Source organism: Nonomuraea diastatica (assembly GCF_004349015.1).
Classification (GTDB): Bacteria; Actinomycetota; Actinomycetes; order Streptosporangiales; family Streptosporangiaceae; genus Nonomuraea; species Nonomuraea diastatica.
Map to the genome: position 1 here is coordinate 14,875 of NZ_SMKP01000020.1, position 24,746 is coordinate 39,620.

Genomic DNA, 24,746 nt, shown 5'->3' on the forward strand with positions numbered 1-24,746 from the left:
CGTGCGGCTCGACCTCATCCGCCCGCTGTACGAGCGGAAGGGCCCGTACGCTTCGGTGTACCTGGGCGCGCTCACCATCCCCGAGCGCAAGGCCCAGTGGCGCAGCCTGCGCGACCGCCTGGAGGCGAACGGCGAGAGCCGCAAGGCCACCCTGGACGCCCTGGAGGAGGAGGCCCGCCTGGCCACGCCAGGGCGGTCGCTGTTCGCCGCCCACGGAGACGTGGTGCTGGCCGAGCCCCTCGCGGAGCCGCCTCACCCGCTGGCCCTGTGGTCGCCTCTGCCGTGCGTCACGCCCATGCTCGTACGGCGCGGCGAGAACGTGCCGCACATCAGGGTGATCGTGGACCACGCGGGAGCGGAGGTGACGGTGTTCGGCGCCGGGTCGCCCCGCCGGACCGTGGTGGAGGCGGCCTCGTGGCCGCTGCAGAAGACCTCTCAGGGCGGCTGGTCGCAGAAACGGTACGAGCGGGCGGTGGACGAGACCTGGGAGAAGAACGCCGTGGCCGTCGCGCAGGAGGTCGACGAGCAGGCGCGCCGCATCGGCCCCGAGCTGATCCTGGTGGCGGGCGAGGCCAAGTCGCGCTCGTACCTGCTGCAGCACCTCGGCACCAAGACCGCCGACAGAGTGCTGATGGTCGAGCACGGCAGCCGCTCCAACCACGGCCAGTTCGAGGAGGACGTGGAACGTGCGCTGGACGGCTGGCTCGACCGCAAGCGGGCCGAGCTGCTGGAACGTCACCAGGAGATGAACGGGCCGACCGGGATGGCGAGGGTCGCGCACGCCCTGCGCGAGGGCCGGGTGCAGGCCGTGCTCACGCCCGGTGAGCTGCCGAAGCCCGTCTGGATCGGCGAGGGCGGCACCCAGCTCGCCACCGACCCGGACGAGCTGCGGCGCTGGGGTGTGCCCGAGCCCGTACGGGAGCGCAGCGACTCCGCGCTGGTCCGGGCCACCGCGATGACGGACGCGGAGCTGTGGTTCACCGGAGCGGTCGCCGACGTGGCGGCCGTGCTCAGGTACTGATGATCACTTCGAGCGTTCTGGGGCCGTGCACGCCTTCGACCCGGTTGAGCTCGATGTCGCTGGTGGCCGAGGGGCCGCTGATCCAGGTGAGCGGGCGCGACGGGTCGAGCCTGGCGACGGCCTCCGGCACGCCGGCCACGATCTGGGCGGCCCGCACCACGCACAGGTGGTAGTCGGGGACGAGCGTCTGCGCTCTCGTTCCCTGCCCGGGGCCGTGGTCGAGGACGATCGTGCCCGTCTCGGCGACGGCCACGGCGCAACCGGTGATCACGCCGTCGGACGTGCCGAGGTCGGACCAGCCGCCCGCGCGGTCGAAGCCGTCGGGGACGATCATGCGCCGGTCACCGGTGAGCTCGTCGATCCTGCCGGGCACGTCGGCTTCGGGGATGACGTGCACGATCGCGCGGTAGTCGTCGACGCGCTCGGCGAACAGGCCCACGAGGTCGTCCACCCGCTGGGTCGTGCGGTAGCCGCGGGGGATATCGACGTCCTGCGCGCCTGCCACGGCCCGGCCGATCCTGGCGAGGATCTCGTCACGCGCGCTCATCCGGCCCTCCTCGCTCCCACCAGTCCCTGAAGGACTCGGCCGGGATCTCGGGGAGATCCCGCGTGTCCGTCCACGCCGACGCCGGCCCCGGCAGCCGCTTCGGCAGCAGCCCGCGCAGGCGGGCCGCCGCGCGCTGGGCCTTGGCGAGCCGTACGTGGTCGTTGAGTATCCAGCCGGCGACCTTCATGCCCGCCCGCTCGGCGGCCGGGTGAGGGGCCTTGGACCGCAGGTCCACCAGGACCTCCGGGATGTCGATGGCGACCGGGCAGACGTCGTAGCAGGCCCCGCAGAGGCTGGAGGCGAACGGCAGCGAGGCGTCGAGCTCGGACGACATGCCCCTGAGCTGCGGGGTGAGGATCGCGCCGATCGGGCCGGGATAGACCGAGCCGTACGCGTGGCCGCCCGCGCGCTCGTAGACCGGGCACACGTTCAGGCAGGCCGAGCAGCGGATGCAGCGCAGCGCCTGGCGGCCCACCTCGTCGGCGAGCACGTCGGTGCGGCCGTTGTCGAGCAGGACCAGGTGGAAGTCCTGGCCCTCGACGGCGCCCGTCCACATGCTCGTGTAGGGATTCATCCGCTCACCCGTGGAGCTTCTCGGCAGGAGCTGGAGGAACACCTCGAGATCCCGCCATGAGGGGAGGAGCTTCTCGATCCCCACCACGCTGATGAGCGTCTCCGGGAGGGTCAGGCACATGCGGCCGTTGCCCTCGGACTCCAGCACGACGAGGGTGCCGGTCTCGGCCACCATGAAGTTCGCGCCGGAGATGGCGACCCTGCTTCTGAGGAAGCGTTCGCGCAGGTGAAGCCGGGCCGCCTCGGTCAGCGCGGGTGGGTCGTCGGTGAGGTTCTCCGGGACCTCGGGCATCTTGTCGAGGAAGATCTCCCGGATCTCCGACCGGTTGCGGTGGATCGCGGGGACCAGGATGTGGCTGGGGAAGTCGTCGCCGAGCTGGACGATCAGCTCGGCGAGGTCGGTCTCGTACGCCGCGATGCCCTGCTCGGCCAGCGCCTCGTTGAGCCCGATCTCCTGGGTGGCCATCGACTTGACCTTGACGACCTCGCGCTCGCCCGTGGCCTGGACCAGGCCGGTGACGATGCGGTTGGCCTCGGCGGCGTCCCTGGCCCAGTGGACGGTGCCGCCCGCCCTGGTCACCGCCTCCTCCATCATGACGAGGTAGCGGTCGAGGTTGCGGAGCGTGTGATCCTTGATGGCCTTGCCGGCCGCGCGGAGTTCCTGCCAGTCGGGCAGTTCGGCGACGACGCCGGCGCGCTTGCCGCGGATGGTGTGGGTGGCTTTGCGGAGGTTGTAGCGGAGCTGGGAGTTCTGTACGGCCTGCGAGGCGTTTTTCGGGAAATTTCCGGGCATGCCGAGGAACGTTGCACTCATTGGGCCTCCTCCGTCGATGCGAGGATCTCGGCCAGGTGCATCGTCCTGACCCCGGTCCTCTGGCGGCTCAGGGTGCCGCCGATGTGCATCAGGCACGAGTTGTCCGCCGCGCAGATCACCTCGGCCCCCGTGTCCAGGATGTTGCGGGTCTTGTCGGCGCCCATCGCTGCGGAGACGGCCGGGTTCTTGACCGCGAACGTGCCGCCGAAGCCGCAACACTCCTCCGCGCCCGGCAGCGGCACGAGCTCGAGCCCGCGGACGTTCCGCAGCAGCCTGGCCGGCCGGTCGCCCAGGCGGAGGCCGCGGAGCGAGTGGCACGTCGGGTGATATGTCACCCGGTGCGGGAAATATGCGCCTACATCGTCTTTCTTCAGGACGTCGACCAAGAACTCCGACAGCTCGTACACCTTCGGCGCGACCTCGGCGATCGCCGCCGCTCCCCTGCTGCCCGGCCGGGCCAGCTTCGGGTACTGCTCGCGGACCATGGCCGCGCACGACCCTGACGGCGCCACGACCGCGTCATATCCGGCGAAGACCTCGGTGAAGTGCCGCGCCAGCCGCACGCCCTCCTCCCGGTAGCCGGTGTTGACGTGCATCTGCCCGCAACACGTCTGGGCGGCGGGGAAGTCCACGTCGCAGCCGAGCCTGCGCAGGAGCGACACGACGGCCTTGCCCGTGCCGGGGAAGAGCGTGTCGTTCACGCACGTGATGAACAGGGCGACTCGCACGACTCTCCTTCTGAGGTATGGTCCGACCACAGTATGGTCAGACCATACCGAACCACGCTCTTTCCGGCCACCATGGGGAGGTTCCGTTGGACGGCGGCGGCTGGCGTCCCGTGAAGCGGACGCGGACGTTCGAGGACGTGCTCGCCCAGATCGAGCGGCGCATCGCGGAGGACGGCCTCACCGCCGGCGACCGGCTGCCCGCCGAACGCCAGCTGGCCGAGCAGCTCGGCGTCAGCCGGTCGTCCGTACGCGAGGCCATGCGCGTCCTGGAGTCGCTCGGCGTGGTCTCCTCGCAGGTCGGCAGGGGCCCCGACGCGGGCGCGGTGCTGACCTCGCGCCCGGAGACGGCACTGACCGACCTGCTCCGGCTGCACCTCGGCATGGCGGGCCTGAAGCTGCGCGAGGTCATCGACACCCGGCACATGATCGAGCAGTGGGCCGCCTCCCACGCGGCCTCGGCGAGGGCCGGCACGTCCGCGCTGACCGCCGCGCTTTCCGGGATGGACGGGGCGAGAACGGCGGAGGAGTTCGTGGAGCACGACACCGCCTTCCACTGCGCGATCGCGGACGCGTCCGGCAACCGGCTCATCGCGGCCATCATGCGCTCGCTACGCGACTCGATGCGGAGGTACGCGGTCGAAGCGGTCGAACGCCTCGGGGACACCGCGATCCTGCGCGCGGGCCACGTACGCATCCTGCGGGCCATCGAGGCCGGCGACGCGGACGCGGCCGCCAGGGCGGTCTCGGAGCACCTGGCGCACGCGTATCCGTCGCTGTTCGATCACTGAGCCATGTCCGCCTGCCGGCAGGTGACGCCCGAGCAGGCCATCATCGCCTGCAGCCGCCGCTCCAGATCGGCCACCAGCGCGGGATCGGCGCTCCCTGCGAGGTTGTCCAGCTGGTACGGATCCGCGTGCAGGTCGTAGAGCTGCCGCTCCCCCGTGTCGTACCGGACATAGGTGTACTGCTCCGTGCGCAACGCCCGATAGCCCGGCACCGGAGTCTGCCGGGCCGACGCCCTGTTCGCCGGCCTGGCGAACTCGAACAGCACGTTCCTGCGCCACTCCGCCGGCGGCCGGCCCGCCAGCAGCGGCACCAGCGAGCGCCCCTCGGCGAACGGCGGCGGCGTGGCCCCGCCCAGGGCGGCGAACGTCGCCGGCAGGTCCACCACGGAGGTCAGCGAGGAGACCCTGGAGCCCGCGGCCACGCCGGGGCCGCGGACGACGAGCGGCACCCTGACCGCCTCTTCGAACGGGGTGGTCTTGCCCCGCCTGAGCCGGTGGGTGCCCAGGTGGAAGCCGTTGTCGGAGGCGAAGAAGATGTAGGTGTCGTCGAGCTTGCCCGACTCCCGAAGGCTCCGGACCAGCGAGCCGACGAGGTCGTCCACGCCGAGCATGGCCCGCAGCCTGGCGCGGAACCGCTCGTCGATCCGCTCCTCGCCGGCCGGCCCGATCCTCGGCAGTTCGCGCACCCACAGCGGCTCGCGGCTGACGTCCGCCTGGTCGAACGACGGGGTCCGCGGCGCCTTGGCGGCGGGAAAGGCGCCGGCGTGCCGGGGCGCGGGATTGGCCGGGTTGTGCGGCGGGATGGGCGCCAGGTAAAGGAAGAACGGCTCCTTCGACGCCGTGACGAAGCCGCGGGCCTTGCGGGACAGCACGTCGGTCAGGTAGTCGTTCTCCGACCAGCCGTAGTCGGCCACGCGGCCGTTCTCGTTGAGCCGGTAGCCGTACTCCTGGTAGAGCTTGCGCACCGGCACGGCCCACTCGTCCCAGCCGGGCGGCACATACGTCTCCTGGGCCGTGGCGCCGGGATAGTGGTTGAGATATTTGCCCATGAGGGCGGTGCGGTAGCCGGCCTGCTTCATCCAGGTCCCGACGGTGGAACGTTCCAGTCCTTGCGTATGAAAGCGGTCGAACCCGCCTTCCGGTGCGGTGTTGGTCCATACGCGATGGCTGTGGACGTACTGCGAGCGCAACGTCGACGCCCTCGACGGGCAGCACCAGGGGTTGGTCACGAAATACCGCTCGAACGAGGCACCCTGGTGGACGAGATGCCGGGTGATGTTCGGGAAATAGCCGAGCGTCCCGGTTTCGAGGTCGTCGGCCAGCACGAACACGATGTTCGGCCGGGAGCCGCCCTCGGCCGTCGCGACTCCGCCCGCCGGCAGGAGAAGCAGCAGGCAGACGAGTCGCGACAGAGCCTTCAGCACAGGCTTCCACTTCCCCCGAGATGTCCATTGACACGGGAGAGCTCCCCGGGGTGAATGGAATCTACCTCCGGAGGTGGATCATGAAGCTCGGCCTGAATCTCGGCTACTGGCAGCGCGGCGCCGACGACGCGACGGAGTCGGTGCTCGCCGCCGAGCGGCTCGGCTACGACTCGGTGTGGACCGCGGAGGCGTACGGCAGCGACGTCTTCACCCCGCTGGCCTGGTACGGCGCGCGTACCAGCCGCATCAAGCTGGGCACCTCGATCGCCCAGATCTCGGCCAGGCCGCCCGTCACGACGGCGATGACGGCGATGACCCTCGACCACCTCACCGGTGGCCGGCTGCTGCTCGGCGTGGGCGCGTCGGGCCCGCAGGTCGTGGAGGGCTGGTACGGCCAGCCGTTCGCGAAGCCGCTGGCCAGGACCCGCGAATACGTCGAGATCATGCGCAAGGTGTGGCGCCGCGAGGAGCCGGTCACCAGCGACGGCTCGCACTACCCGCTCCCGCTCGCGGGCGGGCTGGGCAAGCCGCTCAAGCTCATCACCCACCCGCTCCGCACCGACATCCCCGTCTACCTCGGGGCGGAGGGCCCGAAGAACGTGGCCCTGGCCGCCGAGGTCGCCCAGGGCTGGCTGCCGCTGTTCGTGTTCCCCTCCAAGATCGAGGAGATGTACGGCGCGTCGCTGGCGGGCGCCCCCGAGGGCTTCGACGTGGCGGCCATGGTGATGGTGGTGATCTCCGACGACGTCCGCTCCGCGCTCGACGGCGTGAAGATGATGCTGACCCTTTACATCGGCGGCATGGGGGCGAAGCAGCGCAACTTCCACGCCGACATCATCGGCAGGATGGGCTACGCCGAGGCCGCGGAGCACATCCAGGCGCTCTACCTGGCCGGGCGCAGGGACGAGGCGTTCCGGGCGATCCCGGACGAGCTGGCCGACGGCATCTCGCTCGTCGGCCCGCCCGGCCGGATCAAGGAACGCCTGGAGTTCTGGCGGGCCAGCCCCGTCACGAGCCTGCTGGTCATGGGCCCGCGCGACGAGCCCTCGCTGAAGCTGGTGCGCGACCTCGTCCTGGGCTGAGCCTCCCAGGACGGGCCCTCGCTGAAGCCGGAGCGCGGCCTCGTGCCGGGCTGAGCCGCCCAGGCCCGGCGGTCAGTCGGGGCGCGGCGCCGGGTCGGCGGTGACTGACCGCAGCAGCGGCCGGCTCAGCGCCCCCGCCCCGATCACGCCGGCGAAGCCGGCCGCGACGCAGGCGAGCAGCGTGACCGCACCCACCGTGCTGACCCCGCCCAGCATGAACGGCGTCGCGCAGAACACCCCCACCAGGATCGCGCCGCCGCCCATCACCGCCAGCGGGATGAGCGTCTCGGCGCGGCGGGCCCTGTCGAGCACCTCCAGCGGCGTGCCCGCCAGGCGCAGCAGCCCGTACGTCTGCCGCCGGTCCAGGATCGCCGACGCGGCCGTGATGCCCGCGCTGGCGATGGCCACGAGGAACGACACCGACAACACGACGATCGTGCCCACGCGGACGTCGGCCAGGATCTGCACGCCGAACCGCTGGTCGTCGGTCTTCGTCGTGGGGGTGCGGCCGGGGACGAGCCCGGCGAGCGCGGTGCGCGCCCGATCGACGGCGGCCGCGTCGGCGGTGCTGCCCAGAGCCGCGACGACGACCCGGTCCTCCGCCTTCACGGTGGCCGGCACGTGGGCCTTCGCCAGCCGCTCGCGGGCCTGCTCGGTCACCTTCGCCGCCTGCCCGGCGGGCGCGGTGACCCGGAGCTGGGGCGGCCCCGCCTCGCTCTCGAACGCTCCCGGGCTGAGCAGGCCGAGGAAGCCCGCCACGAACCCGGTCAGCGCCACGCCGCTCACCGTGCGCCAGGCCGAGCGCGGGTCGTCCACCAGCCGCCGGCCCGCGAGCAGCCGGGCGGGCCTGCGCGCGCTCGCGGCCGTGATCCTGCCGATCACGCCGACCACCCAGGGGCCGGCCAGGTTGACGCAGAGGAAGGCCAGGCCGATCGCCACAGCGACGATCGCGACGCTGGAACCCCGGCTCAGCATGGGGAACACGGCCAGCACCGCCAGCAGGGCGAGCACCCGGACGAACCGCATGGCGGGCGGGGTCTCCCGCCTGGCCACGCCGAGCGGGCTCACCACGACGCGCCGCAGCCCGATCACCGCGGAGAGCCCCACCAGCAGCGGCACCGCGACCAGCACCGCGACCAGGATCAGCGGGCCGGGGAACAGGTCCGCGGCGAACCACGGGCCGCCCTGCATCTCGATGCCCCCCAGCAACGGCACGGCCAGGGCGAACGCGACCGTCCCCACGAGGGCGCCGGCCAGCGCGACGATCATCGCCTCCGCCACGGTCATGGCGACGACCTGCCCCGGCGTCGCGCCGACCAGGCGCAGCGCGGCCAGCCGCTGGTCACGTCTGGCCACGGTGAGCCTGGCCGCGGCGCCGCCGAAGACCAGCAGCGGCACCACCATGAGCACGCTCGCGATGAGCGCGAGCATCCGGTACGCCTCCGAGTCCTCGCTCGGCGTGCCCGCCAGATCGGCCACCTTCGTGGGTGGCTTGGCGATGATCCAGTCGTCGCTGCGCGCCGCGGTCAGCGCGAGGTCGCCCGGCTCGTGGCCGACGACGGCGACGAACTCGTCCGGGTGGATCAGCGCCTCGTCGCCGAGCACGCCGGCGGGATCGGGGTAACGGCCGGCGAGCTCGCCCGCGGGCAGCCGCGCGGCCAGCTCGGCCAGCGCGGGTGAGAGCCACACCTCCCCTGGGGCGGGGAAGCGCGGCATGCCGGGGGGCGCGGGCGCCCGGCCGAGCGCGCCCAGGTCGACGACGGTGATCGCCTGGTCGCGTACGTAGTCGTAGCGGGACGCCTCGACGGCCACCGCGCCGGACGTCGCGGGGACCGGGTTGCGCCAGGCGCCGCGCTCGCCTCTGGCCTCGAAGGCGAAGTTCGCGGCCACGGCGAACAGCAGCAGCGCCGTGGACACGGCGACGGCGCCCAGGGTGAGCCAGGTGCCGAGCAACCCCTTGCCGCCACCCTTCAGCAGCCGCCAGGTCAGGCCGAGGTTCACGCGCGCACCCCGCTCGGCAGGATCAGGCCGTCGCGTACCTCCACCGTGCGGTCGCACCACGCGGCCACGTCCGGATCGTGGGTGACGACGATCAGGGAGGCGTCGTTGTGCTTGGTCGCCTCCGCGAGCAGCCGCATCGTGTCGTGGCCGGTCCGCTGGTCGAGCGCGCCCGTGGGCTCGTCGGCGAACACCACGGCCGGCCTGCTCACCAGCGCCCTGGCGATGGCCACGCGCTGCGCCTGGCCGCCGGACAGCTCGCCGGGCCGCCTGGTCTCCATGGACTGCAGGCCGAGCGGCCCGAACCACTCGCGTGCACGGTGCACGGCCTGCGCTCGCGGCACTCCGTCCAGCATGAGCGGGAGCGCCACGTTCTCCTCGGCGGGCAGTTCGGGCAGGAGCTGGCCGAACTGGAAGACGAAGCCGAAGCGGGTGCGGCGCAGCGCGCTGCGCCGGCGTTCGGACATGGCGTCGATGCGCCGGCCGAGCAGGTGCACCTCCCCCGAGTCCGGTTTCATGATCCCGGCCAGGCAGTGCAGCAGCGTCGACTTGCCGGACCCGCTCGGGCCCATGATCGCCACGGCCTCGCCGGCTCGTACCGTGATGTCCACGCCGCCCAGGGCGACCGTCTGCCCGAACCGCTTGGCCAGGGCTCGTCCAACAAGTACGTCGTTCATGCGTCCAGCTTCGGGGCGGCCGGGGATGCGGCGGATCGGCCGGGCGGCCAGGACCGCATCGGCCGAACGGCCGATCTCTAGAGTTGGTACGTGACTATTCGGGTTCTCATCGCCGACGATCAGCAACTGGTACGCACCGGCTTTCAGATGATTCTGGACGCACAACCGGACATGGAGGTCGTGGCCGCGGTGGCCGACGGCGCCGAGGCCGTGGCGGAGGCCCGCCGGCTCAGGCCCGACGTGTGCCTCCTCGACATCAGGATGCCCAAGCTCGACGGCTTGGAGGTGACCCGCGCCCTGGCCGGCCCAGGCGTGGAGAACCCGCTGCGGGTCGTCATCGTCACCACCTTCGACCTGGACGAGTACGTCTACGGAGCGCTGCGCTCCGGCGCGACGGGGTTCCTGCTCAAGGACAGCGGGCCCACGCTGCTGATCGAAGCCGTCAGGGCCGCAGCGGCGGGTGACGCGCTGGTGTCGCCGTCGGTGACCGTACGGCTGCTCCAGCACGTGGCCCAGCCCCGGCGGGCCCCGGCCCCCGTGAACGACCCGCTGACCGAACGCGAGCTGGACGTCGTGCGCCTGATCGCCAGGGGACGCACCAACCAGGAGGTGGCCGCGGAGCTGTTCGTGTCGCTGTCCACGGTCAAGACGCATCTGGGCAGCATCTTCGCCAAACTCGGCGTGCGGAACCGGGTGGAAATCGCGGCGTGGGCATGGGAATCCGGCGTGGTGAGCTGATTAAGCGACGGGCTGGCGGGATAGAAGTGAATCAGAACCTCAGCGCATGGCCCGGGGGGAGAACAACGTGCGCCACACCCAGGCATCGCCCGCGAGAGCCGCCTTGGCCGTACAGGTGACCTTGGCCGCCCAGGTCCTCTCCCTCGGCGCTCTCGTGGTCTTCGAGCAGGCGCGGGGCCGCGACCTCGCCGTCCAGCTCGCCGCGTTCGGCGGCCGGCCGACCGGGGCCGACGCGGAGGCCGTGGTCGGGGCGGTGACGGTGTTCGCGGTGCTGATGATGCTGGTGGCGGGCACCTCCATCGCGGTCGCCGCGGCCTACGTCACCTGGCTCGTGCGGGCCAGGCAGGCCAACGACCGCTCGGCCGCCACCGGCCCCGTGGCGGCCGCCTGGCTGATCCCCGGCATCAACCTGATCGCCCCCGCAGTGCTGGTCGACGAGGCGTGGCGCGGCGCCCGGCCACCCGCCGGCCGCCGCGGCCGGTGGCTGGCGCTGCTGACGGGCTGGTGGCTGAGCTGGCTGGCCATGCTGGCGCTGGTCACCGTGCGGCTGCCGCTCGGCTCGTCGGAGCTCGACCTGACGGGGGTGGGGATGCTGGAGTTGTCCTGCTCGGCGCTGGCCGCCCTGCTGTGCGCGGCCACCGTACGCGAGCTCACCCGGCTCCAGCGGGACTCCCGCGTTCCCCTGTCGGCGGAGCCCGGCACCGTACGCGCCTTCTCTCCCCAGCCTCACCCGGCCTCCGGCTCCACCCCGATCGGACGCACGGGCTAGGACCGGTTGGCAAGCGCTAGGCGGCCGTCGGGCCTGAGCTGCCGGGGCTGGCGTGCCAGAGCCGCCTGGGCGGTTCGGTGACGGCCGGGCCGAGGTCGGAGTAGGGCGAGAGCCTGAAGCCGTTGGCATATTCGATGGCGCGGCCCCCGACCCCCGCGAGGTCGTCCGGGGTCTGGGTGATGACGGCGCGGACCGCCTCGATGCCCTGGGAGCGCCAGAGCGCGTCGAGATCCACCAGGTTCCAGCAGTCGACCGCGCGCATCGACACCGCCCGCGCGCCCGTGCGCCTGACCACTCCCCTGGCCAGCATGAGCCACGAGCCGAACACGATCGACGCGCACCGCCCCTGCACCGACTCGAAGAACGTCAGGTCCACCGGGCCCGTCGAGTCGTCGAGCGTGGCGAAGATGACCCGCTGGCCCGAGCGCACGGCAGGCGTCTGGGTCGCCACCTTGACCCCCGCGACCAGCACCTCCGCGCCGTTGCGCTGGGCGAGGAGGTCTCTGGAACGTACCACTTCGAGCGCGTCGAGCAGCTCGTCGTGGAAGCTGATGACGTGCCGGCTGACGTCGATGCCCAGGATCTCCAGCTCGGCCTCGACCATCTCCGTCTCCGTCATCTCGGGCAGCTCGCCCGGCGAGAGGTGCTCGCCGAAACCGAGCGGGAGCTGCACGGACGGGTGTTCCTCGCGGGAAGGCGGGGCGGCGTAGCGCTTGGACCTGCGCGGGCCCGCCCGCACGCCGATCGCCGAGACTCGGTCGAGCGCGCCGACCTGGGCGATCAGATCGCGGCGGGTCAGCTCGCCCGGACGCCAGCGGGGCCCGCCGGGGTGCAGGTCGTGGAGCGCGTCCAGGCCGCCGACCTGGACGATCCGCTCGATCGTGGGCCGGGAGGGCCGGGCGCGGTCCCAGAAGTCGGCCAGCGAGGTGTACGGCTGTCCCGCGACCATACGCTCGACCTCCGCCTCGCTCACCCCCTTGACCGCCGAGAACGGCACCCGCAACGCGTACCCCTTGCCGATCTCCTCCTGGCGGAAGCCCCGCCGCCTGGCCGGGCCGTCGCCCAGCTCCGAGGGGCGCACGCGGACCCGCACGCGCGGCCCGAGCCGCTCGACCAGCCAGTCCTTGCCCGACCTGTTGACGTCGAGCGGCAGGATCCTGATGCCGCACTGCCTGGCCTCGTCGATGATGACGCGCGGTGGGTACATGCCAGGCTCGTGCGTGAGCACGCCGGCGAAGAACGCCGCCGCGTGGTGCCGCTTCAGCCAGGCCGACTGGTAGGTGGGCAGCGCGAACGCCGCCGCGTGCGCCTTGCAGAACCCGAACGCCCCGAACGCGTCGAGCACCTCCCAGGCCCGCTCGACGGCCGCGTCGCCGAACCCGTTGGCGCTGGCCATGGGCACGAACGTCCTGCGTACCCGTTCGCGCCCCTCCGGGGTGTCCAGGGTGCGCCGCAACAGCTCGGCGAACGACAGGTCGCGCCCGGTCATCACCGAGATGATCTTGAGCACCTGCTCGTGGAACACCACGACGCCGTGCGTCTCCTTCAGCGCCTCCCGCAGCCTCTCGTGCGGGTAGTACGGCCTGCGCCACCCGTGCCTGGCCTCCAGGTAGGGGGTGACCATGTCGGAGTTGACCGGGCCGGGACGGAACAGCGAGATGTCCACGATCAAATCGTGCATCCTGCGCGGCTCCAGCTTGGCGACCAGCTCGCGCTGCCCGGGCGACTCGATCTGGAAGCAGCCGAGGGTGCGGCCGGCGCTGATCATGTCGTAGGTGTCCTGGTCGTCGTGCGGGACGTATTGAACATCCGACGCGTCCCCTTGCTGGGTGTCCAGCTCGACCACGACGTCGTCCACCCGCTTGATCTCGCCCAGCGCGTACGCCAGCGCCGACTGCATCCGCACGCCCAGCACGTCGAGCTTGAGCAGCCCGGCCTCCTCGACGTCTTCCTTGTCGAACTGCGACATCGGGAACTCCAGCAGGCTGCGCTCCACCGGCGTCCTGTCGCGCAGCCCCGCGTTGCCGACCAGCACGCCGCACGGGTGCAGCGCGATGTGCCTGGGCAGGCCGTCGAGCTTCTCCGCCAGCCGGAACACCCGCTCCAGCCCCGCGTCGCCGAGCCGGCTCTCGCGCAGCTCGGGCAGGTCGTTCAGCGACGCGGTGATCTGCTTGGCCCTGATGTGCGGGAACGCCTTGGCGATGGCGTCGATCTCGTGCGGCGGCAGGCCCATCGCGCCGGCGACGTCGCGGATGGCGCTGCGCGCCCGGTAGGTCTCCATCATGGACACGCATGCCACGCGCGCCTCGCCGTAGCGCTCGAAGATGGCTTTGTAGCAGTCGAGGCGGCGGGCCGACTCGACGTCGACGTCGATGTCGGGCAGCCCGATGCGGCCCTCCGACAGGAAACGCTCCATGAGCAGGCCGTGGTCGAGCGGGTTGACCTCGCCGATGCCGATGAGGTAGTTGACCAGGCTGCCCGCTCCCGAGCCGCGGATGGCGCAGCGGATGCCCATGCCGCGGATCATGTCGGTGATGCCGGCCACGGCGATGAAATATCCGGACAGGCGCTTCTTCTCGATGATGGCCAGCTCGTCCTCGAGGCGCCGCCTGGCGTCGGCCGAGCGGTCGAGGCCGCGCGTGAGCAGGCCGTCCTCGACGCGGTGGCGCAGCAGCGGCACCGGGTCGCGGCCGATCTCGGGCAGGTGCAGGTTGGGCGGGTCGTTCCGGAGCGCGAGCAGCCCGGCCGGGTCGATCGCGCACGCCTCGGCCAGCCGCCTGGTGGTGAACAGCAACTTCGCGACCCGCTCCTGGTCGGCGCCGCAGACCTTGGCCGCGACCTGCATCATCTCCTTGCCGCTCTTGAGGTAGGCGTGGGAGGTGGTGCGGTCGAGGTGGCGAGGGTGCAGCGGGACGAGCTGGCGGGCCGCGTCGAGCACGTCGCCGACCTGGTGGTCGGCCGGGTCGAGGTAGCGGGTGGCGTTGGTCAGCACGGCCGGCACGCCCATCGACTCGGCCAGCCCGAGCATGCGCACGGCCGTGATGGCGTCGCGGAAACCGTACTGGTCGACCAGCTCGATCACCACGCCGGGCACCGCGGCGCGCCACAGGCCGAGCAGCGTCCTCGCCTGCTCGTCGCGGCGTTCCGCCACCGCGCGGCCCACGTCGGACCTGGGGCCGAGCAGCACCACGAGCCCGTCATCGGCGCCGAACCCGTGGTCGCCGCCCGGCCCGCCCGCCCACTCGCCGGCCAGCTCGCGGGTCAGCCTGGGCGCGCCCCGCTCGCCGGCGTGGTGGGCGGCCGTGACCAGGCGGCACAGGCGGGACCAGCCGCCCGCGCGGGCCAGCACCGTGACGCGGTCTTCCGCGCCGGGGCCGGTCTTGGGACGCCCAGCCGGCTGCCGGGGCGGCGGCAGCCCCGGCAGCAGGCTGGGCGCCGGGACGTCGAGCGCGAGGTTCACGCCGAGCACCGGCGCGATGCCGGCCTCGGCGCACGCCTGGACGTGTTTGATCGCGCCGTAGAGCCCGTCGCGGTCGGTCAGCGCCAGGATGTCCATGCCGTGCTCCGCCGCCCGGCTCACCAGCGCGCGCGGGAAGGCGGTGCCGTAGCGCATGGAGTAGGCCGAGCACACGTTGAGGTGCGGGAACGGGGGCGCCATCAGTCCCACGCCCTCAGCAGCAGCCAGCCGTTGCCGGCGGTGTCGTAGCGCAGCTCGTAGGAGCCCACCTCGCGGCCGGGGCCCGCCTCGACCCGCCAGAACCGGCGCTCGCCCGGATCGCCCTCGCCGGTCTTCCACCACTCGCGCGCGACCACCCAGTGGTCGAGGATCCGGCGCACGAGATAGAGGCGGTCACGCCAGACGAACTGGGTCGGCTCCCCGTCTCTGGTCCACACCTCTATCGGATCGCCATAGAGTCTGCTCAAGACGCTTCTCCCCGCGGCTCTGGTCTGTATGTGGAGCCGCCCGGGGGAAGGCGGGCGCTTTATACATCTCGAACATATGTTCTCAGCGCCCGAAACGCAAGTCGTTTTACCCCGCCCCCGAGGCGGCCCTTCTTCCCCCGTACGGGGGAAGAGAACGCCTCCTCATGGGGAGGCGCGGCCGGCGGGGCCATCGCAGGATGGCGGCCATGAGGAAGCTTTCAGCGGCGGGGCTCGCCCTCGTGTCCGTGGCCCTCTACGGCGGGCTCCGGGTCTACTGGCAACCCGGGTCCATGCCGGAGCGCCTGTCACCGGTCGGTCCCGACCTGGTCGCCTTCACCGGGTGGGGAGCCGTGGCCCTGTGCGGCGCGGCGGCGGGGACGCTCGTGGCCATGATGACCGTCCGTCCGGCCGGTCCGGCCAGGACGGCGCTCGCCGCCGTGGCGTGGGCGGTGGGCGGCGCGTTCGTGGTGTCGGGGGCCCTGCTGCTGCTCGACGCCGTCGGCACGATCATCCCTGGGTCGGGGATCCCGGTCCATCCGCTGGGCGCCGCCAGCAAGGCGGCCTGCGTCGGCTGCGCGTCCCGTTCGGCGCGGGCGACCTGCCGGAGGCGTTCTCCTGGGCCACCGTGCCCGCCTACGTCGCGTGGGGAACCGGGCTGGCCGTGGCGGCGTCGGCCTACGCGCGGCGCACACGGGTTCCGTACGGATCTGCGCCGAGCAGGCCGGTATCGGTAAGCTAGCGCGCCGTGAGCGGTGAAACATCCCAGATCGGGCACTACCGGCTGCTGAACGTGCTGGGCCGAGGCGGGATGGGCACGGTCCACCTTGCCGAGGATCCCACCGGGCAACGCGTCGCCGTCAAAGTGATCAACCCGGAGCTCACCCAGCACGAGCAGTTCCGCATGCGGTTCCGCCGGGAGGCCGACGCGGCCCAGCGGGTGCGCAGGTTCTGCACGGCCGCGGTGATCGAGGCCGCTCTCGACGGCGACCAGCTCTACGTCGTCACCGAATACGTGCCGGGCCCCAACCTCGAGGAGGCTGTACGCCGGTCAGGGCCCCTGCGCGGGTCCAGCCTCGACGCGCTGGCCGTCGGCGTCGCCACCGCGCTCACCGCCATCCACGGCGCCGGCGTCGTGCACAGAGATCTCAAGCCGTCCAACGTGCTGCTGTCCCCCGTCGGCCCGCGGGTGATCGACTTCGGCATCGCTCGGGCGCTCGACACGCTCGGCGGCGTCACGGGCACCGGCGAGCTGGTCGGCACGCCCCGCTACATGGCTCCCGAGGTGTTGCGGGGCGATCCGGTGTCCCCGGCCTGCGACGTGTTCTCGTGGGGGTGCCTGGTGGCGTACGCGGCCAGCGGGCGGGCGCCCTTCGGCGGCGACACGCTGCCGGCGATCGTCTACCAGGTGCTCAACACCGAGCCGGCCCTCGACGCCGTCGAACCCGGCCTGCGCGAGCTGGTCGGGGCCGCGCTGCGGAAGGACCCGGCCGCCCGGCCGACCGCGCAGCAGCTGCTCGACCATCTCGTCGGGCGGTCGGCCGGGCCGGAGCAGGCGGCGCAGACCGTACAGGTGAGCTGGCAGCAGGCCGCCACCGCCCCCTACACCAGCGTGCGGCCGGGTGCGGCGAAGGGGCACGGCAAGCTGGTCGCCGGGATCGCGGCGGCCACGGCGCTGGTCGTGGCCGCCGGGGTGACCGCGTGGGCCCTGCTCGGCCCCCATGGGCCGCCCGACGACCTGCGCGTCCTCTACCGCGAGGACTTCACGCAGACCACCGGCGGCTGGAACGGCACCTACGACCCGGAGCAGAGCTCCAGCTACGGATACCGCACGGACGGCACCTACGGGCTGGACGTCGAGGAGGGCTACGAGGAGCGCTGGGCGAAGGCGCCCATCCCCTTCCTCATCGCCAAGCCCTCGACCACGCCCGACCCCTCGGCCACGCCCACGCCGATGTTGCCGTCGTCCGTCGTGGTCGCCGTGACCTCGGAGGTCAAGAGGTCGACGGGCACCGGCGAATACGGCGTCTACTGCCACAACTCCGACGAGGACGACACCTACTACGAGTTCGGGCTCGACACCAAGGGGCAGGCCAGGATCCGGCGCATCGTCGACGGCGCCGGCGGCACACTGGCCCAGCCGGTCCAGGTCGACGGGCTGCCCGGCAAGCCCGCCCGCATCGTGGCGTCGTGCGAGCAGCAGGGGACGACGGTGCGGCTGACCATGTGGGTGAACGACCAGCAGGTGCACCAGGTGGACGACCCCAACGGGATCGGCAACGGCTACGTGGGGTTGTTCGCGCGTACGGCGAAGGACGGCAGGTCACTGCTGAAGACGACGTTCGACGACTTCGAGCTGCGCGCCCAGAAGGAGACCTGAGCGCTCAGAGCACGCCGGCGCGGGCGGCGGCGAGCGCGGCGTCGGCGGCGCGGTCGGCGTCCTGCTCGGTCACCGGCTCGTGCGCGACGAACAGCCGGTAGTAGACGGGGGCGACCGCGACCCTGATCACCTCGCGGACGTCGACGAGGCCGGGCAGCTCCCCCCGCGTGACCGCCCGCCGGACCACGTCGGCCGACTGCTCGTGCCGCGCCACGAAGAACTCGTGCAGCGCCCGCGCCGCGTCGGGGCTCTGCATGGCGGCCGCCACGAACGCCGACGAGACCGGCCCCAGCTCCGGATCGTCGAAGCCGGTGCGCACCAGCTGGACGATGCCTCGCAGATCGCCTTCGATCGAACCGGTGTCGGGAACCGGCCACGGCTCGTCCGTGGCCAGCTCGAGAGCGTCGGAGATCAGGCCCTCGACGTTGCCCCACCTCCGGTAGACCGTCGTCTTGTGCACCCCTGACCGCTCGGCGACGTTTTCCACCGTCAAGCCCGCGTAGCCGCGCTCGCCCAGCTCGGCGAGCGTCGCCTGGCGCACGGCGTCGCGCACGCGCGCGCTCCGCCCTCCTGGACGCTTGTCCGACTGCAAAATCTACTCCAGTTGCATTAACCTTCCCCCGCATGCCACACTAAAGCTACATCAGTTGCGATTGGAGTTCTATCCTGATCAGCCTCCGGAAGGTTTCCCAGACCTACGGCGATCGCGCCGTGCTCGTCGACGCGTCCATGTCCGTGGGCCCCGGCGAGCGGGCGGGCATCGTCGGCGACAACGGCTCGGGCAAGTCCACGCTGCTCCAGACCATCGCCGAGCACGCCCGGGGCGGAGAGGGGGGCAGCGTCGAGGGCAGGGCCGGGGTCAGGGTCGGGTTCCTGCCGCAGGAGGTCACGTTCGACCCCGGCCAGACCGTGCTGGACGCCTACGGCCTCGGCTACGCCGACGAACGCCGTGCGGCCCTGCTCGGCACCGGCCTCTTCCGGCCGCACACCCTCGACCAGAAGGTGGGCGCCCTGTCGGTCGGGCAGCAGCGCAGGCTCGCGCTGGCCAGGCTGCTGGGGCGGGAGCACGACCTGCTGCTGCTCGACGAGCCGACCAATCACCTGTCGCCGGTGCTGGCCGAGGAGCTGGAGCAGGCGCTCGACGCGTACGACGGCACGCTCGTCGTGGTGTCACACGACCGCGCCCTCACCCGGCGCTTCCGAGGCGACCAGATCGAGCTCCTGACTCTCTCCCCCTCGTTACGAGGGGGAGACCTACGGCTCGCGCCGTAGGGGTTCCTGCTTCGTCGCCGGCCGCCCCGTCCGGGAGGACTCCCGTTGAGGTCTTACACCAGCTCCACAGGCAGACACGGCCAGCCCGGCCGCCAGGATGTTGCGGGCCGCGTTCACATCGCGGTCATGCACGGTGCCGCAGTCGCACGTCCATTCACGGACGTTCGGCGGCAGCTTCGCCGCGATGGCGCCGCACGCCCCGCACAGCTTGCCGGAGGGGACCCAGCTGCACGTAGGAGACGCGGCGCTGCTCGCCGCACCACGCGCGCGTGCGTTCCTGCAGCGCCTTGTCGTCCACCATGCGATCCGCCCTGGCGGCGTATCGGCTGCCCCTGCCCTGCTCCGCAAGGGCGTCGTTTCCTCCCCCGGCCGAAGCCGGGGGTATCCGCGAAGGAATGCCACGATGAGGGGCACAGCGCACCGGTGGGCATCACGCTGGGGCCCGACGGGGCGCTGTGGTTCGTGGAGATCGGCGCGGGCCAGGTCGGCCGGATCGACACCGCGGGCGCCATCAGCGAATTCGCCCTTCCCGACCGGGAGGCCCGCCCGCACGCCATCGTCACCGGCCCCGACGGCGCTCTCTGGTTCACCGAATGGGCCGCCGGCCGCCTCGGCCGCATCACGATCGACGGCGTCATCGACCACCATCCGCTCCCCCGCCTTCCTGACGATCTCGCCCACGGGCCTGACGGCGTGCGCGAGGGCGAGCCGCACGGGCTGACGGTCGGCCCCGACGGGGCGATCTGGGTGGCGCTGGAGGCGGGCGCCCTGGCCAGCGTGTCCCCAGGACCGGCAGCCTGACCACCCAGGCGCCGGGGGCCACCACGTCCTGCCGCCCCGACAAGGTGGCCCGGCCACCACGGCGCTCGCCACACCGGCGCCCACCGTCCGGCCACACCGGGTTCAGGATCCGGTCCTGGGTTGGGCCGTTACGGGGTTGGGCCCTTCTCTGGCGGGACCGTTCCCAGGTGGGGCGGTCCTTGGGCAGGATCGCGCCGACACGGTCAGGGCCGGTTGGATCAGGCGGCGGTGAAGGAGTTGACTAGGGGGATGCAGAGCATCGTCGTTTCCGCCCAGGGCGGCCCAGAGGTTCTCGAGTACGCCGAGCGCCCCGACCCGGTGCCGGGTGAGGGCGAGGTCGTGGTCGACGTCTCCGCCGCCGGGGTCAACTTCATCGACATCTACCATCGCTCCGGCGCCTACCCGCTCAGCCTTCCCACGTCCATCGGCATGGAGGGCGCCGGCACGGTCTCGGCCGTGGGGCCAGGGGTGCGTGACCTCGCCGTGGGCGACGCCGTGGCCTGGGCCGACGTCATGGGAAGTTACAGCGGCAAGGTGGTGGTGCCGGCGGCCCGTGCGGTGCCGGTGCCCGATGGCGTGCCGGCCGACGTGGCGGCTGCGGCGATGCTCCAGGGGATGACGGCCCACTACCTCACCCACTCCACCCACGAGGTGCGCGAGGGCGATCAGGTGCTAATTCACGCCGGGGCGGGCGGCATGGGCCAGTTGCTGATCCGGCTGGCCAAGCTCAAGGGCGCCAAGGTCCACACCACGGTCTCCACCGACGAGAAGGCCGAGCTGGCCCGGCAGGCGGGCGCCGACGAGGTGCTGCGCTACGACGACTTCACCGACGCCCTGCGCGGCAAGATCGACGTCGTGTACGACGGGGTCGGCAAAACGACCTTCGACGGCGGCCTGGAGGTGCTGCGGCCGCGCGGCCTCATGGCCCTGTACGGCGCCGCCAGCGGCCCGGTCCCGCCGCTCGATCCCCAGACGCTCAACCGGAAGGGCTCGCTCTTCCTTACCAGGCCCACGCTCGTGCACCACATCGCGCAACGCGAGGAGTTGCTGCAACGCGCGTCCGACCTGTTCGGCTGGATCTCGGCGGGGCAGCTCACGATCCCCATCTCGCGCCGCTACGCGCTGGCCGAGGCGCGCCAGGCCCACGAAGACCTCGCGGCCCGCCGTACGACAGGAAAACTCCTCCTCCTACCCTGACAGCATGGACATCGCAGGATCGGTGTTATCGTTCGCCGCCGTGGTCGCCCTGCTCACGCTGACCCCGGGCCTCGACACGGCCCTCATCCTCCGGACCTCGTTGCTGGCGGGCCGGGGGCCGGCCTGGGGCGTGACGCTGGGCATCCAGCTCGGCACCCTGATCTGGGGTGTGCTCACGGCGGCGGGGCTGTCGGCACTGCTGACCGCCTCGGAGACGGCCTACCAGGTGCTGCGCTGGGCGGGTGCGGCCTACCTCGTGTGGATGGGCCTGCGCATGATCCTGACCAGGGCGGACGCGCACGCGCTGCCGGAGCAGCAGGCGGTCGGGTTCGGGAAGGGGTTCGGCCGCGGGCTGATGACCAACCTGCTCAATCCCAAGGTCGGCGTCTTCTACGTGGCCATGCTGCCGCAGTTCATCCCGGAGGAGGCGCCGCACGCGGTCATGGGGTTGCTGCTGGCCGGGGTTCACGTGGTCGAGGGGCTGCTGTGGAGCGTCGCGCTGATCTGGTTCGCGTCGCTGATGAGCGGGTTCCTGCGCTCGCCCGGCGTGCGGCAGTTCCTCGACCGGCTGACCGGCGTCGTCATCGTCGGCTTCGGCGTACGCCTGGCGTTCACCGACTGATCGGGGGCGTCTCATGCCGCCCGCCGACGGTTCCTGCCCGCTCCCGTACGGACGGCGGGCCGGCTCCCTGAGGCCCGGAACGGGCTCTCGGGAAAGCGTGCGCCGACCGTCCGCGGACAGCTGATCGGCGCGGCCTTCGTCGAGGGGAGGAACACACGTAACCGGCACGCCAGATCACGATGGCAACCACAGCAGCGGATCTGTCACTCTGCGCATCTGGTCATGAACGTAGCGTTGCGGAAGGGTGGGGTGGTCAGTCCACCGCTCCTCCCGGAGGTGCTCCAACGATGCCCCGTCCCGCCATCCTCGCCCGCCTGCTGACCGGGGCGGCCCTCGCCACCGCCACCGTCGGCACTCTCGGCCTTCCTGCCGCGGCCGCCCCCGCGCGGGTCCTGCCCCCTGGCGTCATCCACCTCGGGCCCGTCGAGCCGTGCCCGCCCGCCACGCTCTGCCTGTACCGCGACTACGGCCGCAACGGCCCGGCCTACGGCATAGGCGCCGGCTACGACGTCGACCTGCGCGCCCTGCCCATGCCCGGCGGCGTCGGCGGCCCTTCCGCCGCCGACAACGCCTCCTCATGGGTCAACGCCACCGGCAGCGTCGCCCTGCTGATCGACCGCGACGGCGGCCTGCCCCGCCCGCTGTTCCCGGGCCGGTCCTTGGAAGAGCCGCCCGCCTCGAACGACTCCGTCGATGTGGTGGCCTGGCCACGTTGACGACCCTCCGGTCGTGAAGGCCGGATCGCGCGAGCGGCGCGAAGCCGCCGCCGCCGAACTCGCCCCGGACCGCGAAAGACGCTCGGCTGCGAGCCACCGGCCGAGCGTCTTTCGCTCCCACGCATCCACAACTTATAAGGTCTCTAAAAGTAGAGACTCTTTACCTAGGTGTTAGGGTGCGGGCATGGACTTCCCGAACACCACGTCGTTCATCACCGGAGCAGCGCAAGGCATCGGCCTCGGCATCGCCCGCGCCCTCGCCCGCCGGGGCGGCAAACTCGCCATAGCCGACATCGACGACGCCGCACTCGGCGAGGCCGCCGCCGAGCTGGCCGAGCTGACCGAGGTGGCCGCCTTCCACCTCGACGTACGCGACCGCGAAGCCTACGCTCGCGTGGCGGACGAGGCCGAGTCACGGCTCGGCCCGGTCACGGTGTTGTGCAACAACGCCGGGCTGGCGTTTCCCGAGCGGCCCGCGGACATGACCTACGAGTTGTGGGACCTCGCCCTGGACATCAACCTCGGCGGTGTCGTCAACGGTGTCCAGACCTTCCTGCCCCGCATGCTCGGCCGCGGCGGGCCCGCGCACATCGTGAACACCGCCTCCGCCGCCGGGTTGATCGGCGCGGGAGTGGGCCCGATGTACACCTCGTCGAAGTTCGCCGTCGTGGGCCTGTCAGAGTCGCTGCGTCACCAGCTCGAGACGGCGGGGCATCCCGTCGGCGTCACGGTCCTGTGTCCCGGCGGTGTCGCCTCGAACATCGCCCGGTCCTCTCGCTCCCTGGTCGCCGCCCAGCACGGCGGCCCCGGGCTCAGACGAGCCCAGGACAGGATCGACGAGCTCATGCCCAAGGTCGATGCCGCCGTGGCACGTTTCGGCGTCCCCACCGACGCCGTCGGCGACCTCGTGATCAGTGCCATCCGGGCGAATGACCTGTACGTGCTCACCGACCGCGCGGGGATCGACCTCATCACCGCCCGGACGCAGGCCATCCTGTCGGCCATGCCCGAAACCGGCCCGATAGAGGGAGACCTGGACAACGTCCGCAGCGCGGTCCGCGAACCGTGAGCGCCCCACCCCGGTAAGGCAGGACCGGGGCGCTCACGTGACGACGAAAGCCGTCGCCGGCCGGGGATCAGAGGCCGCCCGGGGGCAGGACGGGCACCTCGGGAGGGCCGTGCTCGATCAGCCGGAGCAGGGCGGCGGTGTCGAGGTGCCGCTCGACGAGGTCGCCGAGCGCGTCGAGCCGTTCCTCCCTCAGCCGGGCGAAGTCGGTGCCGGGAGCCGGTACGAAGGCCCGCCCCGCGCGTTCGGCCACGTCGGCCAGGAAGGCGCGGCGGAAGCCGTCGTTCTCCAGGGCGCCGTGCCAGGTGGTGCCCCAGACGTGACCGGCCCGGCACCCGTCGAGGAACGGCTCGCCTCCCTCCACGGTCACCCGGCCGTGATGGATCTCGTAAGCGCGTACGGGCTGCCCGTACGCGACGCCCTCCGGCCGGCCGAGCCGCTTCTCCGGCGCGAACTCGACCCGCACCGGCAGCCGCCCCATCCCTTCGACCCGGCCCGCGCCGGACTCGACCGTGTCGACGATCTCCCTCCCCAGCATCTGGAACCCGCCACAAATACCCAGCACGGGCCCCTCCCCGTCGCCGATCGCCGCCGCCAGGCCGGTCGCGCGCAACCATGCCAGGTCGTCGACCGTGGCCCGGGATCCGGGCAACACCACCAGGTCGGCGTCGTCCAGCTCGACCGGATCGGTCACGAAGCGCACCACCACCCCCGGCTCGGCGGCCAGGGCGTCCAGGTCGGTGAAGTTCGAGATCCTGGGCAGCCGTACGACCGCCACTCGCAGGGTCTGCCGGCCGTGCGGTGAGCCGGCGGCCACCCTGCGGCCGTCGAGGGCCAGCGAGTCCTCCACGTCGAGCCAGAGCCCGTCGAGCCAGGGCAGCACGCCGTAGACCGGGCGTCCCGTCAGGCGTCTGAGCATGTCGAGCCCGGGCTCCAGCAGTTCGGCCGCGCCGCGGAACTTGTTCACGACGAACCCGGCAACGTGGGATTGGTCGGCCGCGTCCAGGAGCCCCACGGTGCCGTAGAACGCGGCGAACACCCCTCCCCTGTCGATGTCGCCGACCACGATCACGGGCAGGTTCGCGGCCCTGGCCAGGCCCATGTTGGCGATGTCGGCACGGCGCAGGTTGATCTCGGCAGGGCTGCCCGCGCCCTCGCACACCACCACGTCGTACTGCTTCCTGAGCCTGCCCAGCGCCTCCAGCGCCGTAGTGCGGAGCAGGTCCTTGAGCGCGCCGTACTCCATCGCGTCGACGTCCGCGACCGGGCTGCCCATGAGCACGACCTGGCTGCGGCGGTCGCTGCCCGGCTTGAGCAGGACGGGGTTCATGTCCGCGACGGGTTCGACGCCGGCGGCCTGCGCCTGCATGGCCTGTGCCCGGCCGATCTCGGCGCCATCGGCGGTGACGTACGAGTTGAGCGACATGTTCTGGGCCTTGAAGGGCGCGACGCGGACACCCCGGCGGGCGAGCCAGCGGCAGATGCCGGCGGTGACCACGCTCTTGCCCGCGTCGGACGTGGTGCCCGCGACCAGCAACGCTCCCTTGACCATGCGAGCACCGTACCGGAGCCGACCGCTCACGAAATTTCCTGGAAATCACCCATTTACGAAAGC

Annotated in this window: 24 protein-coding genes and 1 pseudogene; 13 read left to right on the forward strand and 12 right to left on the reverse strand. The window is 72.0% G+C overall.

Features of this window, described 5'->3' with window-relative positions; genetic code table 11:
- The first annotated feature begins 1 nt into the window (after nt 1).
- The gene (locus E1294_RS09625) at nt 2-1,021 is read left to right on the forward strand and encodes a baeRF2 domain-containing protein (RefSeq protein ID WP_132506948.1); all 1,020 of its coding nucleotides are present in this window, start codon (nt 2-4) and stop codon (nt 1,019-1,021) included.
- Here the strand turns inward: E1294_RS09625 and E1294_RS09630 are convergent.
- From E1294_RS09630 to E1294_RS09640, 3 genes are read right to left on the reverse strand one after another with little or no spacing between them, the layout of a single operon-like run.
- Nucleotides 1,011-1,568, reverse strand: coding sequence for a LutC/YkgG family protein (locus E1294_RS09630; protein ID WP_132506950.1), 558 nt, complete (start codon nt 1,566-1,568; stop codon nt 1,011-1,013). The two genes, E1294_RS09625 and E1294_RS09630, sit on opposite strands and share 11 nt — an antisense overlap.
- Nucleotides 1,555-2,955 carry a lactate utilization protein B gene (locus E1294_RS09635; RefSeq protein WP_132506952.1) on the reverse strand — a complete coding sequence of 467 codons (1,401 nt, stop codon included), beginning with the start codon at nt 2,953-2,955 and terminating at the stop codon, nt 1,555-1,557. The genes E1294_RS09630 and E1294_RS09635 overlap by 14 nt, the downstream gene beginning before the upstream one ends.
- Entirely contained in the window at nt 2,952-3,683 is a 732-nt protein-coding gene (locus E1294_RS09640) for a (Fe-S)-binding protein (protein ID WP_132506954.1), read from the reverse strand. Before E1294_RS09640 ends, E1294_RS09635 begins: the two co-directional genes overlap by 4 nt.
- Nucleotides 3,684-3,793: 110 nt before the next feature.
- Here E1294_RS09640 and E1294_RS09645 point away from each other — a divergent pair, with 110 nt between their 5' ends.
- The gene (locus tag E1294_RS09645; protein ID WP_246082908.1) at nt 3,794-4,471 is read left to right on the forward strand and encodes a FadR/GntR family transcriptional regulator; all 678 of its coding nucleotides are present in this window, start codon (nt 3,794-3,796) and stop codon (nt 4,469-4,471) included.
- Here the strand turns inward: E1294_RS09645 and E1294_RS09650 are convergent.
- Entirely contained in the window at nt 4,465-5,892 is a 1,428-nt protein-coding gene (locus E1294_RS09650) for a sulfatase family protein (RefSeq protein WP_132506958.1), read from the reverse strand. The genes E1294_RS09645 and E1294_RS09650 overlap by 7 nt on opposite strands.
- Before the next feature lie 80 nt (nt 5,893-5,972).
- Between E1294_RS09650 and E1294_RS09655 the strand changes: the two genes are divergently transcribed.
- A complete protein-coding gene (locus tag E1294_RS09655) occupies nt 5,973-6,974 on the forward strand; it encodes an LLM class F420-dependent oxidoreductase (RefSeq protein ID WP_132506960.1) in 1,002 nt (333 codons plus the stop codon).
- Nucleotides 6,975-7,046: 72 nt separating this feature from the next.
- Here the strand turns inward: E1294_RS09655 and E1294_RS09660 are convergent, their stop codons facing one another.
- Together E1294_RS09660 and E1294_RS09665 are read right to left on the reverse strand one after the other, a co-directional pair.
- Entirely contained in the window at nt 7,047-8,975 is a 1,929-nt protein-coding gene (locus tag E1294_RS09660; protein ID WP_132506962.1) for an FtsX-like permease family protein, read from the reverse strand.
- Nucleotides 8,972-9,649, reverse strand: coding sequence for an ABC transporter ATP-binding protein (locus E1294_RS09665; RefSeq protein WP_132506964.1), 678 nt, complete (start codon nt 9,647-9,649; stop codon nt 8,972-8,974). Before E1294_RS09665 ends, E1294_RS09660 begins: the two co-directional genes overlap by 4 nt.
- Nucleotides 9,650-9,739: 90 nt before the next feature.
- On the opposite strand from E1294_RS09665, the gene E1294_RS09670 reads away from it, so the two are divergent.
- Together E1294_RS09670 and E1294_RS09675 are read left to right on the forward strand one after the other, a co-directional pair.
- The gene (locus E1294_RS09670; RefSeq protein ID WP_132506966.1) at nt 9,740-10,387 is read left to right on the forward strand and encodes a response regulator; all 648 of its coding nucleotides are present in this window, start codon (nt 9,740-9,742) and stop codon (nt 10,385-10,387) included.
- A 46-nt stretch (nt 10,388-10,433) separates the two neighbouring features.
- Entirely contained in the window at nt 10,434-11,156 is a 723-nt protein-coding gene (locus tag E1294_RS09675; protein WP_132506968.1) for a DUF4328 domain-containing protein, read from the forward strand.
- A gap of 16 nt (nt 11,157-11,172) precedes the next feature.
- On the opposite strand, the gene E1294_RS09680 is transcribed toward E1294_RS09675, so the two are convergent.
- Together E1294_RS09680 and E1294_RS09685 are read right to left on the reverse strand one after the other, a co-directional pair.
- Nucleotides 11,173-14,814, reverse strand: coding sequence for a DNA polymerase III subunit alpha (locus E1294_RS09680; protein WP_181958478.1), 3,642 nt, complete (start codon nt 14,812-14,814; stop codon nt 11,173-11,175).
- A complete protein-coding gene (locus E1294_RS09685; RefSeq protein WP_132506970.1) occupies nt 14,814-15,080 on the reverse strand; it encodes a DUF6504 family protein in 267 nt (88 codons plus the stop codon). The genes E1294_RS09680 and E1294_RS09685 overlap by 1 nt, the downstream gene beginning before the upstream one ends.
- A 206-nt stretch (nt 15,081-15,286) precedes the next feature.
- Between E1294_RS09685 and E1294_RS09690 the strand changes: the two genes are divergently transcribed.
- Nucleotides 15,287-15,814 (forward strand): hypothetical protein, encoded by a 528-nt coding sequence (locus E1294_RS09690; RefSeq protein WP_132506972.1) that lies wholly within the window; start codon nt 15,287-15,289, stop codon nt 15,812-15,814.
- An 11-nt stretch (nt 15,815-15,825) separates the two neighbouring features.
- Nucleotides 15,826-17,457 carry a serine/threonine-protein kinase gene (locus tag E1294_RS09695; protein ID WP_246082909.1) on the forward strand — a complete coding sequence of 544 codons (1,632 nt, stop codon included), beginning with the start codon at nt 15,826-15,828 and terminating at the stop codon, nt 17,455-17,457.
- Nucleotides 17,458-17,461: 4 nt separating this feature from the next.
- Here the strand turns inward: E1294_RS09695 and E1294_RS09700 are convergent, their stop codons facing one another.
- The gene (locus E1294_RS09700) at nt 17,462-18,010 is read right to left on the reverse strand and encodes a TetR/AcrR family transcriptional regulator (protein WP_132506974.1); all 549 of its coding nucleotides are present in this window, start codon (nt 18,008-18,010) and stop codon (nt 17,462-17,464) included.
- A gap of 158 nt (nt 18,011-18,168) precedes the next feature.
- Between E1294_RS09700 and E1294_RS09705 the strand changes: the two genes are divergently transcribed.
- Nucleotides 18,169-18,729, forward strand: coding sequence for an ATP-binding cassette domain-containing protein (locus tag E1294_RS09705; RefSeq protein WP_246082910.1), 561 nt, complete (start codon nt 18,169-18,171; stop codon nt 18,727-18,729).
- On the opposite strand, the pseudogene E1294_RS09710 reads toward E1294_RS09705, so the two are convergent.
- Nucleotides 18,712-18,948, reverse strand: a pseudogene (locus E1294_RS09710) (zinc ribbon domain-containing protein); the annotation flags it as partial. The gene E1294_RS09705 and the pseudogene E1294_RS09710 overlap by 18 nt on opposite strands.
- Nucleotides 18,884-19,030: a hypothetical protein gene (locus tag E1294_RS52570; protein ID WP_165977194.1), complete on the reverse strand. Its 147-nt coding sequence runs from the start codon at nt 19,028-19,030 to the stop codon at nt 18,884-18,886. The pseudogene E1294_RS09710 and the gene E1294_RS52570, both read right to left, overlap by 65 nt.
- A gap of 122 nt (nt 19,031-19,152) precedes the next feature.
- On the opposite strand from E1294_RS52570, the gene E1294_RS09715 reads away from it, so the two are divergent.
- The 5 genes from E1294_RS09715 (at nt 19,153) to E1294_RS09735 (ending at nt 23,134) form a co-directional block, all read left to right on the forward strand.
- Nucleotides 19,153-19,530 (forward strand): Vgb family protein, encoded by a 378-nt coding sequence (locus tag E1294_RS09715; protein ID WP_220447644.1) that lies wholly within the window; start codon nt 19,153-19,155, stop codon nt 19,528-19,530.
- A gap of 249 nt (nt 19,531-19,779) precedes the next feature.
- Nucleotides 19,780-20,727: a quinone oxidoreductase family protein gene (locus tag E1294_RS09720; protein WP_132506976.1), complete on the forward strand. Its 948-nt coding sequence runs from the start codon at nt 19,780-19,782 to the stop codon at nt 20,725-20,727.
- Nucleotides 20,728-20,731: 4 nt separating this feature from the next.
- Nucleotides 20,732-21,349, forward strand: a complete 618-nt coding sequence (locus E1294_RS09725; protein ID WP_132506978.1) for a LysE family translocator — start codon at nt 20,732-20,734, stop codon at nt 21,347-21,349.
- A 287-nt stretch (nt 21,350-21,636) separates the two neighbouring features.
- On the forward strand, nt 21,637-22,065 hold the full coding sequence (locus tag E1294_RS09730; RefSeq protein ID WP_132506980.1) for a peptidase inhibitor family I36 protein: 429 nt from the start codon (nt 21,637-21,639) through the stop codon (nt 22,063-22,065).
- A gap of 184 nt (nt 22,066-22,249) precedes the next feature.
- Nucleotides 22,250-23,134, forward strand: a complete 885-nt coding sequence (locus E1294_RS09735; protein WP_132506982.1) for an SDR family NAD(P)-dependent oxidoreductase — start codon at nt 22,250-22,252, stop codon at nt 23,132-23,134.
- A gap of 67 nt (nt 23,135-23,201) precedes the next feature.
- Here E1294_RS09735 and E1294_RS09740 read toward each other — a convergent pair whose 3' ends face one another.
- A complete protein-coding gene (locus E1294_RS09740) occupies nt 23,202-24,683 on the reverse strand; it encodes a cobyric acid synthase (protein WP_132506984.1) in 1,482 nt (493 codons plus the stop codon).
- Nucleotides 24,684-24,746 lie beyond the last annotated feature (63 nt).

Coding starts and splice junctions, on each gene's coding strand:
- E1294_RS09630 (WP_132506950.1), bottom strand. CDS start 1,568: ATGAGCGCGCGTGACGAGATCCTCGCCAGGATCGGCCGGGCCGTGGCA.
- E1294_RS09635 (WP_132506952.1), bottom strand. CDS start 2,955: ATGAGTGCAACGTTCCTCGGCATGCCCGGAAATTTCCCGAAAAACGCC.
- E1294_RS09655 (WP_132506960.1), top strand. CDS start 5,973: ATGAAGCTCGGCCTGAATCTCGGCTACTGGCAGCGCGGCGCCGACGAC.
- E1294_RS09665 (WP_132506964.1), bottom strand. CDS start 9,649: ATGAACGACGTACTTGTTGGACGAGCCCTGGCCAAGCGGTTCGGGCAG.
- E1294_RS09675 (WP_132506968.1), top strand. CDS start 10,434: ATGGCCCGGGGGGAGAACAACGTGCGCCACACCCAGGCATCGCCCGCG.
- E1294_RS09680 (WP_181958478.1), bottom strand. CDS start 14,814: ATGGCGCCCCCGTTCCCGCACCTCAACGTGTGCTCGGCCTACTCCATG.
- E1294_RS09690 (WP_132506972.1), top strand. CDS start 15,287: ATGAGGAAGCTTTCAGCGGCGGGGCTCGCCCTCGTGTCCGTGGCCCTC.
- E1294_RS52570 (WP_165977194.1), bottom strand. CDS start 19,030: ATGGTGGACGACAAGGCGCTGCAGGAACGCACGCGCGCGTGGTGCGGC.
- E1294_RS09720 (WP_132506976.1), top strand. CDS start 19,780: ATGCAGAGCATCGTCGTTTCCGCCCAGGGCGGCCCAGAGGTTCTCGAG.
- E1294_RS09725 (WP_132506978.1), top strand. CDS start 20,732: ATGGACATCGCAGGATCGGTGTTATCGTTCGCCGCCGTGGTCGCCCTG.
- E1294_RS09730 (WP_132506980.1), top strand. CDS start 21,637: ATGCCCCGTCCCGCCATCCTCGCCCGCCTGCTGACCGGGGCGGCCCTC.
- E1294_RS09735 (WP_132506982.1), top strand. CDS start 22,250: ATGGACTTCCCGAACACCACGTCGTTCATCACCGGAGCAGCGCAAGGC.
- E1294_RS09740 (WP_132506984.1), bottom strand. CDS start 24,683: ATGGTCAAGGGAGCGTTGCTGGTCGCGGGCACCACGTCCGACGCGGGC.